General features: G+C 69.8%; 13 protein-coding genes. 11 read left to right on the forward strand and 2 right to left on the reverse strand.

What is annotated here, in order from left to right:
* Positions 1-2 precede the first annotated feature (2 nt).
* Genes OG801_RS03885 through OG801_RS03920 form a run of 8 tightly spaced genes read left to right on the forward strand, consistent with a single transcriptional unit; the run spans position 3 to position 7762 of the window.
* Positions 3-965, forward strand: coding sequence for an ABC transporter permease (locus tag OG801_RS03885; protein ID WP_406033784.1), 963 nt, complete (start codon positions 3-5; stop codon positions 963-965).
* On the forward strand, positions 962-1849 hold the full coding sequence (locus OG801_RS03890; RefSeq protein WP_355019811.1) for an ABC transporter permease: 888 nt from the start codon (positions 962-964) through the stop codon (positions 1847-1849). The genes OG801_RS03885 and OG801_RS03890 overlap by 4 nt, the downstream gene beginning before the upstream one ends.
* 25 nt (positions 1850-1874) lie before the next feature.
* Positions 1875-3521 carry an ABC transporter substrate-binding protein gene (locus tag OG801_RS03895; RefSeq protein WP_406033786.1) on the forward strand — a complete coding sequence of 549 codons (1647 nt, stop codon included), beginning with the start codon at positions 1875-1877 and terminating at the stop codon, positions 3519-3521.
* The gene (locus tag OG801_RS03900; protein ID WP_406033788.1) at positions 3518-4399 is read left to right on the forward strand and encodes an MBL fold metallo-hydrolase; all 882 of its coding nucleotides are present in this window, start codon (positions 3518-3520) and stop codon (positions 4397-4399) included. Before OG801_RS03895 ends, OG801_RS03900 begins: the two co-directional genes overlap by 4 nt.
* Positions 4396-4827 carry a Zn-ribbon domain-containing OB-fold protein gene (locus tag OG801_RS03905; RefSeq protein ID WP_355019808.1) on the forward strand — a complete coding sequence of 144 codons (432 nt, stop codon included), beginning with the start codon at positions 4396-4398 and terminating at the stop codon, positions 4825-4827. Before OG801_RS03900 ends, OG801_RS03905 begins: the two co-directional genes overlap by 4 nt.
* Entirely contained in the window at positions 4824-5966 is a 1143-nt protein-coding gene (locus OG801_RS03910) for a thiolase C-terminal domain-containing protein (protein WP_406033791.1), read from the forward strand. Before OG801_RS03905 ends, OG801_RS03910 begins: the two co-directional genes overlap by 4 nt.
* Positions 5967-5990: 24 nt before the next feature.
* Positions 5991-6905 carry an SDR family oxidoreductase gene (locus tag OG801_RS03915; protein WP_406033792.1) on the forward strand — a complete coding sequence of 305 codons (915 nt, stop codon included), beginning with the start codon at positions 5991-5993 and terminating at the stop codon, positions 6903-6905.
* A complete protein-coding gene (locus OG801_RS03920; RefSeq protein ID WP_406033794.1) occupies positions 6902-7762 on the forward strand; it encodes a MaoC/PaaZ C-terminal domain-containing protein in 861 nt (286 codons plus the stop codon). Before OG801_RS03915 ends, OG801_RS03920 begins: the two co-directional genes overlap by 4 nt.
* 21 nt (positions 7763-7783) lie before the next feature.
* Here the strand turns inward: OG801_RS03920 and OG801_RS03925 are convergent, their stop codons facing one another.
* Positions 7784-8428, reverse strand: coding sequence for a helix-turn-helix domain-containing protein (locus OG801_RS03925; RefSeq protein WP_355019804.1), 645 nt, complete (start codon positions 8426-8428; stop codon positions 7784-7786).
* A gap of 141 nt (positions 8429-8569) precedes the next feature.
* Between OG801_RS03925 and OG801_RS03930 the strand changes: the two genes are divergently transcribed.
* From OG801_RS03930 to OG801_RS03940, 3 genes are all read left to right on the forward strand, one after another.
* Positions 8570-9742 (forward strand): acyl-CoA dehydrogenase family protein, encoded by a 1173-nt coding sequence (locus tag OG801_RS03930; protein WP_355225165.1) that lies wholly within the window; start codon positions 8570-8572, stop codon positions 9740-9742.
* Positions 9739-11862: an acetate--CoA ligase family protein gene (locus tag OG801_RS03935; protein ID WP_406033796.1), complete on the forward strand. Its 2124-nt coding sequence runs from the start codon at positions 9739-9741 to the stop codon at positions 11860-11862. The genes OG801_RS03930 and OG801_RS03935 overlap by 4 nt, the downstream gene beginning before the upstream one ends.
* Positions 11863-11975: 113 nt before the next feature.
* Positions 11976-12497: a hypothetical protein gene (locus OG801_RS03940; RefSeq protein WP_406033798.1), complete on the forward strand. Its 522-nt coding sequence runs from the start codon at positions 11976-11978 to the stop codon at positions 12495-12497.
* Here the strand turns inward: OG801_RS03940 and OG801_RS03945 are convergent.
* The gene (locus OG801_RS03945) at positions 12494-15946 is read right to left on the reverse strand and encodes an indolepyruvate ferredoxin oxidoreductase family protein (protein WP_406033800.1); all 3453 of its coding nucleotides are present in this window, start codon (positions 15944-15946) and stop codon (positions 12494-12496) included. The genes OG801_RS03940 and OG801_RS03945 overlap by 4 nt on opposite strands.
* Positions 15947-15993: the final 47 nt, after the last annotated feature.

Raw genomic sequence — 15993 nt, forward strand, 5'->3', positions numbered from 1 at the left:
GCATGCTTCTCTACGCCGGACGACGCCTGACCTACGGCCTGCTCGTGCTCGCCCTGGTCGCCACTCTGGTCTTCCTCATCATCCGACTGATCCCCGGCGACGCCGTCCGGCTCCAGCTTGCCGACGCCCCCGGTGTCACCCAGGCCCAGATCGACCAGCGCACCGCCGAGCTCGGCCTGGACGAGCCGATCCTGACCCAGTTCGGCAACTTCGTGGGCGGGCTGGTCCAAGGCGACCTGGGCGACTCGTTCGACGACGAGCGGCCCGTCACGACCAAGATCCTCGAGCGCCTTCCCGCCACCCTCGAGCTCGGTCTGCTGGCCATCGTCTTCGGGATCCTTCTCGGGGTGCCGTTCGGCATGCTCTCGGCGATCCGCCATCACAGCGTCGTCGACAACGTGATGCGCTTCCTGGCGGTCATCGGCATGTCGCTGCCGAACTTCTGGCTGGCGCTCCTCCTGATCACCTTCCTGGCCCTGTGGTTCGGCTGGTCCCCACCACTGGTGTACGCCTCCCCCACCGAGGATCTCGGCCAGAACCTCATCCACATGGCGCTCCCGGCGATCGCTTTGGGCGCCGCGACCATGGCGAGCATCGCCCGGATGCTGCGGTCCTCGCTGCTGGAGGTGCTCGGCTCGAACTTCATCCGGACCATCCGCTCCCGCGGCGCGTCTGAGCGCGTGGTCGTGCTCAAGCACGCCGGCCGCAGCTCGATGATCCCGGTCTTCACCGTGCTCGGTCTGCAGGTCGGCCACATCCTGGGCGGCACCGTCATCCTCGAACGGATCTTCGCCATCCCGGGGATGGGGTCGCTGATCTTCGAGGCGGTCGGGCAGCGCGACTACCCGGTCATCCTCGGCTGCGTCATCTTCTACGGCGCCATCTTCATCCTCGTCAACGTCGTGGTCGACCTGCTCTACGCGGTCATCGACCCGCGGATCCGTTACGAAGGAGCCTCCGCATGAGCATCGCCATCTCCGGAACCGCGCGCGCAGCCCGCCGACCACGATCCCGCAGCGGTCTGGTCCGGTTCACCAGGGAGCAGCCCCTCGGCGCCATCGCCCTCTTCCTGATCACGCTCTTCGTCGTGGTCGCCGTCCTGGCACCCTGGATCGCTCCGTACGACCCGCTCGCCCAGGACCGGGTCAACATCCTGACCGCTCCGGGGGTCGGCGGCCATCTCGCCGGCACCGACGAGCTCGGCCGGGACGTCTTGAGCCGGTCGCTCTACGGTGCCCGGACCTCCCTGCTGATAGCGGTCGCCACGCTCGCTCTCGGCGGTGCGATCGGCCTGATCGTCGGTGTCGTGTCGGGCTACTTCGGCGGCACCTGGATCGACTCCGTGCTCCAGCGCATCATGGACGCGCTGATGGCGATCCCGTCGATCGTGCTGCTGCTGTTCGTGGCCGCCCTGCTCGGCCCGAGCGTACGCAACACCGTGATCGCCCTCAGCCTGCTGGTGATCCCCTCGATCAACCGCGTCGCACGCGGCGAGATGCTCCGCATCCGCGAGGAGCCGTACGTCGAGGCCGCCCGCTCGGTCGGCTGCGGCACCCCGCGGATCTTGCTCCGCTACGGGCTGCCCAACCTGATGGCCCCGCTCTTCGTCATGGGCTCGCTGCTCTTCGCGGTCATCCTCATCGCCGAGTCCGCCCTGAGCTTCCTGGGCATCGGCACCCCGCCACCGACACCCTCGTGGGGCCGGATGCTGAGCGAGGGCCGCAGCCAGCTCGAGATCGCCCCGTGGATGACCGTCGTTCCCGGTCTGATCCTCTCCGTGTCCGTCCTGGCGTTCAACCTGCTCGGCGACGCCATGCGCGACTTCCTCGACCCCAAACAGCGCCGCTAGCCCCATCCCACCCAAGGAGTCCGTGATGTCCCACCCCATGCTTCGCCTCACGAGATCACAGGTCCGGACCGCCGGTGCGGTCGCGGCCGCTGCCTGCCTCGCCCTGACCGCCGCCTGCGGAGCGGGCGGAACCGCCGCCGGGAAAGGCAAGATCGTCGAGGACGCCGGACCGCCCCAGGACGGCGGCATCCTGCACACCGCGGCCACCGCCGACGCGCCTTCGCTGGACATCCAGAAGGAGGCGTCCTACATGACCCATGTCGCGGTCGGAACGGTCTACAGCCGGCTGGTCGCACCGAAGACCGGCAAGGACGTCGAGTACGGCTCGAGCGAGCTCGAGGGCGACCTGGCCGAGAAGTGGTCGAAATCGGAGGACCTGAAGACCTGGACCTTCAACCTCCGACAGGGCGTCAAGTTCCACGACAAGCCGCCGGTCGACGGGCGCGAGTTCACCTCGGCCGACGTCAAGTGCACGGTCGACCGGATCAAGTCCCTGCCCGGCCACCAGCTCGGTCTGGTCGCCGGCGTCACCGAGGTGGAGACCCCCGATCCGTACACCGTGGTCTTCACGCTCGGGTCGGCGAACGCCGCCTTCGACCAGACGGTGGCCAACCCGTTCATGGCGGTCCTCCCCTGCGAGGGCACCAAGGGCGAGTTCAACCTGGCCGAGGAGGCGATCGGCACCGGCCCGTTCGTTCTGAAGAGCTGGAAGCGTGACCAGGAGCGGGTGATGGAGAAGAACCCCGACTACTTCATCGAGGGCCTCCCCCACCTCGACGGCATCCAGACCACCGTGCTCCCCGACGCCCAGGCGCAGATCGCCGCGCTGCGCAGCGGCAAGCTCGACATGATCTCCTCGCTCTCGACCGAGAAGCGCCAGGTCGACCAGCTCCTCAGCCAGATCGACGGGCTGCAGCTGCGTACGGAGAAGGGGATCACCCAGACCCGGGTCTTCATGAACGCCCAGGAGGGGCCCTTCAGCAAGCTGGAGGTCCGCCGCGCGGTCGCGCACGCGATCGACAAGGAGGGCATGATCAAGGCCCTGCGCTCGGGCGGGTCGCTCACCGGTCCGATCTCGCCGACCCTCTTCGGGGCGCTGCCCCAGGACGAGGTCGACGGGCTGCTGGAGTACGACCCCGAGAAGGCCAAGAAGCTCCTGGCCGACGCCGGCTACCCCAACGGCTTCTCGGCCGAGCTGGTCGCCACCGACGGCTACGGCGAGACCATCCTGCGCGAGGCCCAGTGGGTCCAGGAGGACCTCTCCAAGATCGGCATCAAGCTGACCATCGACCAGCAGGACTACGCCACCTACGTCAGCTCGACCTGGCCCGAGACGAAGTACGACATCATGTACGGCCTGCAGACCCCGATGCTGACGGCCGACGAGTACCTCACCTCGGAGTACACCAGCACCGGCACCCGCAACTGGTCGAAGGTCGACGACCCGGAGCTCGACGAGATGGTCGCCGCCCAGCGCGTCATCACCGACGAGGCGCAGCGGGAGAAGGCGCTGCAGGACATCGAGCGCTACATCATGGAGAACGTCTCCACCCCGCTGCCGCTCTACGCCTACGACACCCAGACGCTCTACTCGGGCAAGGTCCACGACTACTACCCGCACCCGGACTACAGCTCGCGCGAGCTCCAGAACGTCTGGATGGAGCAGGAGTGAGCAGCGGCCCTCCCGTCCAGAACGAGTACCGTCGGGACGACTCCTGCCGCATCGACGCGATCTGGGACGTCGGCGGGGCACCGCCGCGACCTGAGGAGCCGGTGGAGGTCACCGATGGCGTCCACCTGCTGCTCGCGCCGAACGCCAACCACTGGACGTACGAGGGCACCAACACCTGGATCGTCGTCGGGGAGCGTCGGGCCGTGGTCATCGACCCCGGTCCGACCGACCCCGACCACCTGGACCGGATCGACGAGGTGGTGCGAGGAGCCGGGGCCCGCGTCGAGACGATCCTCCTCAGCCACCATCACGGCGACCACTCCCAGGCCGCCCATGCGGTGGCCGAGCGATGGCAGGCGCCCATCAGGCCACGGATCCAGCACGGGATCATCCCCGACGGGACCCGGATCGACCTGGGCCGGCGCACCGAGATCCGCACCCTCACCACCCCCGGGCACACCTCCGACGGGGTGAGCTTCTCGCTCGGCGACCGCCGCGTGATGCTCACCGGGGACACCGTGCTGGCCCGGTTCAACCCCTACATCTCGCACCCCGACGGCACCATCGCGGACATGCTCGGCTCGATGGCCCGGATAGCCGGCCTGGTCGACGACGGCTGGATCCTCCTCCCAGGACACGGGCCGGCCGTACGGGAGCCCACCACGTACCTGCGGGCGCGGATCGCCGACAGGCAGCGCCGGATCGACCAGGTCGCCGGCCTGCTGGCCGACGGCGTGGCCCGCGAGCAGGTGGCCGACCACGTCTACGCCAAGGTCGACGACCAGCGTCGTCCGGCCGCCCGGGCCTCGGTCGAGGCCATCCTCCATTACCTCGACACTCGCGCCCTCGGGAAGCGGGAGAAAGGCAGCACCGTATGAGTACGACTCACCCCGAGGTCTCTCCAGAGGCACGGTTCGCGCCGCGGGCGACCCCGGAGACCCAGCCCTACTGGGACGCCACCGCCGCCGGCAGGCTCGACCTGCCGAGGTGCCGGCCCTGCGACCAGGTCTTCTTCTACCCACGCTCCTCGTGCCCTCGGTGCGGCTCCGCCGACCTCGAGTGGGTCACCTGCTCCGGCAGGGGCCGGCTGCACACGTACGTCGTCTCCCACCGTCCCGCGCCCGGCTTCCCGGTGCCGACCGTGATCGCCGTGGTCGAGCTCGAGGAGGGTCCACGGATGATGACCAACCTGGTCGACGCAGATCCGGGCGCCCTCGAGCTCGACATGCCGGTGGAGGTGCGCTTCGAGCAGCGCACCGGCGTCGCCGTGCCCGTCTTCGCCCCGGTGAAGGAGTACGCCCGATGAGCCGCGACGTCGTCATCATGGGTGCTGCCGAGACCGACATCGGCAAGCTGCCCACCACCTCGACCCTCGAGCTGCACGTCGAGGGCGCCCGCCGGGCTCTCGCAGACGCGAACCTGACCAAGGACCAGGTCGACGGCATCGCCTCGGTCTCGATCCCCGGCCCGATCCAGGTCGCGCACAGCCTGGGGATCACCCCGACCTACATCGACGGCACGGGCGTCGGCGGCTCCTCGTTCCTCTTCCACGTACGTCACGCGACGGCGGCGATCAAGGCGGGCTACGCCGACGTGGTGCTGGTGACCCACGGCGAGTCCGGCCGGTCCCGGGTGGGCGCGCCGATGCATCCGCGCGCCAACGACTCGGTGATGGCGCAGTTCGAGATGCCGTACGGGATCACCGGTCCGCCGACGAGCTTCACCGTGCCTGCCCGACGGTTCCTGCACGAGACCGCCAACACCCTCGAGCAGCTCGCCGAGGTCGCGGTCGCCCAGCGCCGCTGGGCGTCCCGCAACCCCCGGGCCATGTTCCGGGAGGAGGTCAGCGTCGACGACGTCCTCGGCGCCAAGATGATCGCCGACCCGTTCACCCTGCTGATGTGCTGCCTGGTGACCGACGGCGGTGGCGCGCTGATCGTCGCCTCCCGCGAGTTCGCCGAGGCGCACGGGAGCGACAAGCCGCTGGTCCACATCCTCGGCACCGGCGAGGCGGCCACCACGCCGCTGATCTCGCAGATGGAGGACATGACCCGCTGCAAGCAGTTCACGTTGTCCAGCCAGGCGGCGTTCAAGGAGTCGGACACCTCCCCGTCCGACATCGACCACCTGATGATCTACGACGCCTTCGCGCACGTCCCGCTCTACGGCTTGGAGGACATGGGCTTCGTCGGCCGTGGGGAGTCGGGTGCGTTCGTCGCCGAAGGGCACACCTCCCCCGGCGGACGCCTGCCGATGAACACCAACGGCGGCGGCCTGTCCTACACCCACACCGGCATGTACGGGATGTTCGCGATCCAGGAGTCCGTACGCCAGCTGCGCGGCGAGGCCGCCGCGCAGGTCGACGGGGTCGGCACCAGCCTGGTGCTCGGCAACGGCGGCATGTTCATGAGCGCGGCGACCCTGATCCTCGCCAACCAGCGCTGACCCCACCACCGAAGGAGCAGACCCATGGCAAGCACCGACCGACAGGTCGTCATCATCACCGGCGCCGGCCGCGGCCTCGGCCGCGCGCACGCCCTCGAGTTCGCCCGCCGCGGAGCGGCGGTCGTGGTCAACGACCTCGGCGCCGGCCTCGACGGCACCGGCAAGGCCGACGACCCCGCGCAGCAGGTCGTCGAGGAGGTACGCGCCCTCGGCGGCGAGGCGATCGCCAACGGCAGCGACATCAGCGACCCCGAGGGCGCCCAGAAACTGTTCCAGGACGCCCTCAACGAGTGGGGCAGGGTCGACGTACTGGTCAACAACGCCGGCATCCTGCGCGACCGGATGCTGGTCAACATGTCCATCGACGAGTGGGACGCGGTCATCAAGGTCCACCTGCGCGGCACCTTCGCGCCGATGAGCGTGGCCGCCCAGCACTGGCGCGAGCTCTCCAAGCAGGGTGAGGACGTGGATGCCCGGATCATCAACACCACCTCCTCCTCCGGGATCTACGGCAACCCGGGGCAGATCAACTACGGCGCCGCCAAGGCCGGCATCGCGGCGATGACCGTCATCGCCGCCCAGGAGCTGCGCCGCTACGGCATCACCGTCAACGCGATCGCCCCCGCGGCGCTGACCCGGATGACCGAGAATCTCAACCCCAACCGGCCCCAGGTGGCCGAGGGCGAGTGGAACCCGGGCGCACCGGAGAACGTCTCCCCCGTGGTCGCCTGGCTGGCCTCGAAGTCCGCGCGCGAGGTGACCGGGCGCGTCTTCAACGTACGCGGCGGGCACGTGAGCGTGGCCGAGGGCTGGGTCGCCGGCCCCACCGAGGACAAGGACGGCCCGTGGACCGTCGAGGAGCTCGACGTGGTGCTGCCCAGCATGATCGCGGAGGCACGGGCGAACTCGCTCACCAGCGGAAGGACCCCTGAGGCATGAGCCTGGACCAGTCCGTCATCGGCGTACGCTCCGAGCCCGAGGAGCGGTCCTGGACCAGCGCCGACACGCTGCTGTACGCCGTCGGCGTCGGCGCCGGGCACGACGACCCGCTGACCGACCTGCGCTACACCAGCGAGCACGGCGACGATGCCTGCCCGGAGCAGAGGGTGCTGCCCACGTTCGGGGTGATGGTCACCTGGGGCGCCAGGCGCGGCGGGAGGAGGATGGGCGACTTCAACCCGGCCATGCTCGTCCATGCCGAACAGGAGGTCGTCCTGCACCGGCCCCTGACCGCGGAGGGGACCGTCTCGCTGACGTCCCAGGTGACCGGCATGTACGACAAGGGCTCGGGAGCGCTGGTCGCGAGCGAGGCCGAGGCGGTCGACCCGGCGACGGGCGAACCCGTCGTGACCACGCGCAGCTCCGTGTTCATCCGGGGCGAGGGCGGGTTCGGCGGCGACCCCGGGCCCAGGGTCGCCTCGCCGATCCCCGACCGCGATCCCGACGAGCTGGTGACGATGCCGACCTGGCCCGGCCAGGCCCTGCTCTACCGGCTCAGCGGCGACCGCAACCCGCTGCACTCGGACCCGCGCTTCGCCGCGCGGGGCGGCTTCGAGCGCCCGATTCTGCACGGGCTGTGCACCTACGGGGTCACCGGCCGGGCGCTGATCGGCACGATCGCCGGAGGCGACGGGGACGCGATGGCCTCGATGGCCGGCCGGTTCTCCTCGCCGGTCCTTCCCGGCGAGACCCTGCACGTCGCGATGTGGCGGGTCGACGAGGTGACGTCCGCCTTCCAGACCCGGAAGGAGGACGGCACCGTGGTCATCGACCGCGGGCTGGCCACATGGCACTGACCGTCGAACGCACTCTGGGAGCTACTCGGCCGCCTGAGCCGCGGGCTCGGCGACCTCCCCGACGAAGAGCCGCTGGGCCAACGCGATCGCGTGCCGAGACACCCGCCGCGCCTGGCGCTTGGTCTCGCACGCGGCCGTCATCCGGGCCGCCTCACCGATGAGCGCGGTCAGGATCGCGCCGAGCAGCTGGTTCTCGTCGCTGACGCCGAGGCCGAGCACCTGCAGGTTGCGACGGATCCACTCGATGTTGCGCCGGCGGCGCATCATCTCGAACCCGGGCGGGCCGTCGCCGGCGTAGAAGACGGGCAGCAGCTCGCGGTCCTCCCAGACCGCGTCGAGGTAGGCCAGGGCACCTGCCTCGAACTGGTCGAGCGGCGCCTCGACACCACTCTTGCGCGCCTTCGCGACGCTGGCGGCCGCCGCCGCGGCCAGCCGGTCGACGTACTCCTCCCACAGGGCGAGGTAGAGCTGCTCCTTGCCACCGAAGTGGTGGTAGACGCTCCCGACGCTGGAGCCGGCACGGGCGACGACGTCGGAGACGCTGGCCACTGCGTAGCCCTTCTCCGCGAAGACCTCGCGCGAGGCGTCCAGGAGCTGACGGCGCGTCTCCTCGGTCTTCGCCCAGCGACGCCCTCCCGGGCGCTGCGATTCGACCTCTAGGGCCATCGTTCACTCCTCGTCGTGGTGCCGGGATCTTCTCACAATATGCGCAATTCCTCTTGACGACGAACCGCTACTGCGTGACGCTTCTCATAGTTCATTCTAGAAAACCATTCTAGAAACTCACTCTAACCGAAGGAGCGGGCAATGATCGACTTCGCGCTGGGAGAAGAGCATCGAGCAGTCAAGGAGGCCGTGCGCCAGTTCGTCACCAAGGAGGTGATGCCACTGGAGGACCAGGTCCTTCTCAACGAGCGCAACGGCCGTCCTGCGCTCGAGCCGGGACAGCTCAAGGACCTGCAGGCCAAGGCCCGCAAGTACGGCTACTGGGGCATCAACACCCCGGAGGAGTACGGCGGCATGGCCGCGGGAGCCGTGATGTCGGCGATCATCGCGGGCGAGGCCGGCCGCACCTTCGTGCCATTCCGCTTCGGCGGTAGCGCGGACAACATCCTCTACGCCGGCACCGAGGCGCAGAAGCAGGAGTACCTCATCCCGACCATCGAGGGTGAGCGCCGCAGCTGCTTCGCGATCACCGAGCCCGGCGCCGGCTCCGACGCCCGCAGCATCCGGTCCAGGGCGGTCCGTGACGGCGACGACTGGGTGATCAACGGCGAGAAGGTCTTCATCACCAATGGCAACGAGGCCGACTTCGTGATGGTCTTCGCCGTCACGGACCCGGAGAAGGGCGCCGACGGCGGCGTCACCTGCTTCCTGGTCGACCGGGCGATGGGCTGGGAGTCCACGCCCATCCCGACCATGGGCGAGTGGGGCCCGGCGGCGCTGAGCTTCCAGGACGTACGCGTCCCGAACGACCACATCCTCGGCGAGGAGGGCAAGGGCTTCGAGCTGGCGATGCAGTGGATCGGCAACGGTCGCTTCATGATCCCGGCCGGGGCCATCGGTGCCGCGGAGCGGATGCTCGAGATGGCGATCGAGCACGCCAACAACCGGCACTCGATGGGCCAGGCGATCGCCAACTACCAGTTCATCCAGGGCCACATCGCCGACAGCGCCGTCGAGCTGGAGGCCGCCCGCTGGCTGACCCTGCATGCCGCCTGGCAGGTCGAGAACAAGATGGACGCCCGGCACACCTCCTCCATCGCGAAGCTGTACGGCACCAACATGGCCAACCGCGTCGTCGACCGCGTCCTCCAGATCCACGGTGGGATGGGCTACACCAAGGAGCTCCCTCTGGAGCGCTGGTACCGCGAGCTGCGCCTGCTCCGCATCTTCGAGGGAACCGACGAGATCCAGCGCCGTACGATCGCCCGAAATCTCCTCAAGGGCAACGTCAAGGTGGGAGCGTCGTTGGCATGAGCACGCTCGACGCCGATCGGCTGCAGGAGTTCTTCCGCCCGAAGTCGGTCGCCCTGGTGGGGGCGACCGACAAGTCGGGCTGGTCACTGAGCACCTACAACAACCTTCTTCAGCACGGCTTCTCCGGTGACGTGCACCTGGTGAACCCCAAGACGCCTGTCGTCCATGGTGTCGAGACCCACCGCAGCCTCTCCGCCATCCCGGGGCCGGTCGACCTCGTCTATGTCATGACGCCGATCGAGGTCGTGCCGCTGGTCCTGGAGGAGGGTGCGGCCCGCGGCATCCGGAACTACGTCATCCTCACCGCCGGCTACGGCGAGGTCGGTGAGGAGGGCGCGGTCCGCGAGCAGGAGGTCGCCGACATCGCTCGCAGGCACGACCTGACCGTCCTCGGCCCGAACGGCAACGGGTTCATCAACGCGGCCGACTCGATCACGCCGTACGGGCTGCCGATCCCCCCGCCGCTCCTGGGTGGGTCCGTCGGGGTCGTGCTGCAGAGCGGTGCGCTGGCCAGCAACGTGCTGGCCTTCGCCCAGGCCCGCAACATCGGGATCTCGCTCCTGGTCTCGATGGGCAACGAGACCGCGATGTCGGTGACCGACGTGATGAACGCGCTGGTCGAGGCGCCGAACACCAAGGTGATCGCGCTCTTCCTGGAGAGCATCCGGCACCCGGAGGAGTTCGCCGAGATCGCCCGGCGGGCGCTGGCGGCGGGCAAGCCGATCGTGGCTCTCAAGATCGGCCGCAGCGTCAAGGCGTCTCGGACCGCACAGGCCCACACGGGTGCGTTGGTGGGCGACGACAAGACCGTCGACGCTGCCTTCCGTCAGCTCGGCGTGATCCGCGTGGGCTCGTTGGAGGACCTGATGGTCACCGCCGGCATGCTCGCCGAGACCGGCCCGCTCCCGGGCAACCGGATCGGCGTCGTCACCCCCTCGGGCGGCGCCTCCGAGATCATCTCCGACCGTGCCGAGGACGAGGGGCTCGAGCTCCCGGAGTTCGCCGAGGCGACCACGGCAGCGCTCCGGGAGGTGCTGCCGCCCTTCGCCACGCCGAACAACCCGCTCGACGTCACCGGCTACGTGCTGCTCGACCGCCAGCTCATGTCGAAGGCGCTCGACGTCGTCGCCGCCGATCCTGGTGTCGACGTCATCATGCTGCTGCAGGACATGCCCCGGACGACACCCGACTTCGACCTCGCGGTGGAGACCTACCGGCACACGGCCGGGGTGATCCGCTCCTCGCCGAAGCCGGTCGTGATCGTGGGCAACGTCCTGATCGACGTGAGCGAGACCGGGCGGGCACTTCGGGAGGCGGCCGGCTACCCGCAGATCGCGGGTGGCATCGAGCACGGGATGACGGCGCTGGGCCACGCGGTCCGCTGGTCGCAGACCTACCGGCGCCATCAGTCCGGCGCGGATGCGCCGGTCGCGGTCGAGGTGACGGTCGCGGAAGGGCTGCCATCGCGCACCGGGACGTGGACCGAGCGTCATGCGTCGGCGTTCCTGGCGGCCAATGGCATCCCGATGGTGCCGTCCAGGGTGGCCACCTCTCCCGACGAGGCCGCGCGCCACGCGGAGGAGGTCGGCTTCCCCGTGGTGCTGAAGGCGGCCGCCGACGATCTGGAGCACAAGAGCGACCTCGGTGGCGTGGCGCTCGGCCTGCACGACGCAGAGTCGGTACGCACCGCGGCAGCGCGGATCGCCGACTCCCTCGCGAAGGCGGGCCACGACGGCACCACGACCGTCGTCCAGCCGATGCGCTCGGGTGGCACAGAGTTGCTCGTGGGAGTCGTCCGCGACCCGTCGTGGGGGCTCACGCTGGCGGTGGCGATGGGCGGCGTCTGGGTCGAGATCCTCGGCGACTCCCAGCTCCGCCTGCTACCGGTCTCGGCGGCCGAGGCCCGGCAGGCGGTCGAGTCCCTGCGCAGCGCCGCCGTCCTCCGGGGCGCCCGCGGCCAGGCTCCGGTCGACCTGGACGCGCTCGCCGGGGTGGTGGCCGGGATCGGCGCGATCGCCGTGGCTCTCGGTGACGAGCTCGAGTCGCTCGAGGTCAACCCGCTGCTGGTCTCCGGGGACCGGATCGAGGCGCTCGACGCGCTCATCACCTGGCGGAGCTGAGCCACACACGAGGCCCGGGGCGCGAACAGCGCCTCGGGCCGGGGTGGCCTCGCGACGACCGGTCCCGGCGTCGGCTAGATTGCCGGTCACCGCAAGCCCGAGAAGGAGCTCAGATGACCGCACCACTGGCACGTACGGCACAGATGATGGCGCTCGCGTTCATGACCATGGTCGTGGGGCTGGGAGTCATCGTCGCGCTCAGCATCCCCGATGCCGACCTGCAGCTGCCCGCGGCGTACGTCATCGGCGGGCAGGTAGCGGCCGGGGTGGTCATGGCCGTGCTGTGCTCGGCGATCGGCTTCCGCGCCGTGCCGGTCACGCCTGGGACCCCGCCGGAGAAGGCGACCAGCGAGGGCCTCCAGAAGCACCAGACGTCGATGATCCTGCGGCTCGTCCTCAGCGAGGTCGTCGCGCTCGTCTCTCTCGCCCTGGCCTTCGTCCTCACCGAGGGACAGCTGATGACGTACCTCATCGGTGGCGGCATCTCGCTGGCGCTGATGGCCTACTTCGCCTACCCGTCGGCTCGCAACATCCGCAAGGTGGAGGCCAGCCTCGACAGCGCTGGTGCGCCGTCGAGGCTGGCAGAGGCGTTCGGCGTGGGTGATGGTCCGTCCAGCACCCACAAGGTGCTCTAGATCGTCAGGTCGATCCCCTCGGCGGCGAGCGCCTCGCGGTAGGCCTCGACGTTGCGCATCTTCACGTTCTCGTAGCCCCGCACCATGTCCGGGAGCTCGGCGAGCCGGACGGCCTTGGCGTAGGACTCCTCGGTGAGGTCGGCGGCGAGGCCGGTGACCAGCGCGGTGTAGTGCGCGAGGAGGGCCCGCTCGGCGCGGCGTACGTGGGCCTGACCGAACGGGTCGAGGAACGTGCCGCGGAGGAACTTCATGGTCGCCAGCAGGCGGAGCATGAAGTGGGTGCGCGGCCCGAAGGTCATCTTGCGACCCTTCAGGAACGCCCCGAACACCGGCGGGGAGAGCTTGAAGCTGATCTTGCCCTGCACCTCGGCACGGACACCGTCCAGGGCGGCCGGTGCGGTGAGCAGCCGGGCGACCTCGTACTCGTCCTTGTAGGCGGTGAGCTTGAACAGGTAGCGGGCGACCGCCTCGGAGAAGCGGGTGTCCGCGGTCACCGAGCGCTCGGCGTTCCAGATCCGGTCGACGGTCTCGACGTAGTCACGGGCGATCGCCTGGTTCTGGAAGGCGACGAGCTTCGGGGCGCGGACCTCGGCGAGGCGGCGCACCTCGCCGTCGAACGTCGCGGCGTCCAGAGCCGGCACGGCGATCTCCTCGACCGAAGCGGTCGCGGTGCCGGTGACCTTGGCGAACTCCTCCGGCGCGGCGACCGAGGCGCGGCCCCAGCGGAAGGCGGCGACGTTGGCGCTGACCGCGACGCCGTTGATGCCGATGGCCTCCTCGATCGCCTCGGCGGGGATCGGCAGGGCACCGGTCTGATAGGCGGCGCCGACCAGCAGGAAGTTGGCCGCGGCGGTGTTGCCGAAGAGCGTCTCCGCCGCCGCCAGTGCGTCGAAGGCACGCAGCGAGGACGTCGCGCTGTTCACGCGGGTGAGCAGCTCGTCGTCGGCCGGGTAGGCGATGTCCTTGTCGTAGACCATCGGCCCGGTCGGCGTCTTGCTGGTCGACACGACCGCGCGGGTGCGCGCCGGGTCGCCGTAGGCGAGGTTCTTGCCCTCGGCCAGGGTGAGCAGGTCGAAGCCGAGCAGCGCGTCGGCCGACCCCGGGGTGACCCGGTTGGAGGGGTCGATCGCGCCCGGGCCGAACCGCAGGTGAGCCGTCACCGGGCCCGCCTTCTGGCTCATCCCGACCTGGTCGAGCGACTCCACGCCGAAGCCGGCGCGCAGCGCGGCGGTCGCGAGCACCTGGTTGACCGTGACGATGCCGGTGCCGCCGATGCCGGCCATGAAGACGCCGTACGTCCGCTCCAGCTCGCCGTAGCCCGGGTCGGCCACCGTCGGCGGCTCGGGGGTCGACTTCTTCGCCTTCTTGACGGTCGGGTCGGTCTCGACGGCCATGAAGGAGGGGCACTCCCCCTCGACGCAGGTGTAGTCGGTGTTGCACGAGGTCTGGTCGATGCGGGTCTTGCGGCCCAGCTCGGTCTCGACCGGCTGCACGGAGAGGCAGTTGGACTTCACGCCGCAGTCGCCGCAGCCTTCGCACACGGCCTCGTTGATCACGATCTTGGTGTTGCGGGCCTCGATCGTGCCGCGCTTGCGCTGGCGGCGCGCGTCGGCGGCGCAGTGCTGGTCGTAGATCAGGACGGTCACGCCCTCGACCTCACGCAGCTCCCGCTGGGCGTCGTCGAGGCGGTCGCGGTGCCACAGACGTACGCCTGCGGGGAACTTGTTGCGGCGGTAGCGCTGCGGCTCGTCGGCGACGACGATGATCGCCTTGACACCCTCGTTCATCAGCTTGTGGGTCAGCTGCGCCATCTCGACCGCGCCCTGCCGCTTCTGGGCACCGGTCATCGCGACGACGTCGTTGTGGAGCAGCTTGTAGGTGATGTTGACCCCGGCCGCGACGCACGCCTGGATGGCCAGCTGCGCGGAGTGGAAGAAGGTCCCGTCGCCGACGTTCTGGAACGTGTGGCCGGCGTGGCTGTAGGGGGCCTGCCCGATCCACTGCGAGCCCTCGCCGCCCATCTGGGTGATGCCGACGACCGCGCTGTCCTCACGCTGGGATGCGGTCACCAGGGTGTGGCAGCCGATGCCGCCGCCGCCCAGCGAGCCGTCGGGCAGCGCGGTGGAGCGGTTGTGCGGGCAGCCGCTGCAGAAGTACGGGGTGCGCGAGGTCGAGAGCAGCGGCAGGTCGATCCGGGCGGGCCCGGCGGCCTTCAGCTGGGCGTGGCCCTTCAGCGCACGACGCAACGGCGCGAGCAGACGGCCGGCGGTCAGCTCGCCGTCGAGCGGGACCAGCGGGACACCGTTGCGGTCCTTCTTACCGATGATGACGGGAGCGGAGGGCGCGCCGTAGAGGATCTCGCGGATGCCCTGCTCGATGAAGGAGGTCTTGTCCTCGACGACGACGATCTCCTCGAGCCCGTCGGCGAACTCCGAGACGATGGTCGGCTCGACCGGCCACATCATCCCCAGACGCAGCACCCGGATCCCGGCGGCCATCAGGTCGTCGTGGCCGAGCCCGAGGTCCTTCAGGCCCTGGCGCATCGAGTCGTAGCACGAGCCGGAGGCGACGATGCCGACCTTGGCGTTCGGCGCCTTGACCTCGATCCGATTGAGCCGGTTCTCGGCGGCGTACGCCTTCACGACGCCCATCCGGGGGCCGTAGAGCTTCGCCTCGGCACCGACGATCCGGTCGGGGAAGAGCTCGATCTTGGTCGGCTCGTAGGTGTAGGGGACGCCCTCCCACTGGGTCTTGGGCGTGACCGGGTCGAGAACGCCGATCTCCGGGTTGACCACCCAGGCGCCGTCGGCGACGTCGGCGACGATCTTGAGCGCGACGACACAGCCGGAGGCGCGGGAGAGGGCGATGCCCTCCATGCCGTACTCGACGATCTCGGAAGCGTTGCGCGGGAAGAGCACCGGGATGCCGAGCGAGGCCAGGGTGCGCTCGCTGACCGCGGGCACGGTGGACGACTTGGCGGCCGGGTCGTCGCCGACCAGCATCAGCATGCCGCCGGTGGGGTGGGCGCCGTACATGTTGGCGTGACGCATCGCGTCGAGCGCGCGGTCGACGCCGGGGCCCTTGCCGTACCAGACGCCGGTGACGCCGTCGTAGCGCTCGGTGTCGAGGGTGACGGCAGACTGCGAGCCCCACACAGCGGTCGCGGCGAGCTCCTCGTTGAGGCCGGGGACCACCGTGATGTCGGCGTCGGCCATCTCCTTCGGCAGACCCAGCAGCAGCTGGTCGAGACCGCCGAGAGGGCTGCCCGGGTAGCCGGAGATGAAGGTGCCGGTCCGCAGGCCGCGGCGCTGGTCAAGGGCCCGCTGCTCCACGAGCATCCGCGCGATCGCCTGGATCCCGGTGAGCAACACCGGGCCGGCTCCGACTCGATAGCGGTCTGCCAGGTCATAGGCCTCGAACGAGGTCCCGGGCTCGAACACTGCGGTCATATGGGTGACTCCTCAATCTGCCGGGCGGCGCTGGTGGTCCGTCTGGA

The sequence above is a fragment of the Nocardioides sp. NBC_00163 genome, assembly GCF_045206295.1.
In the GTDB taxonomy this organism is placed as follows: domain Bacteria; phylum Actinomycetota; class Actinomycetes; order Propionibacteriales; family Nocardioidaceae; genus Nocardioides.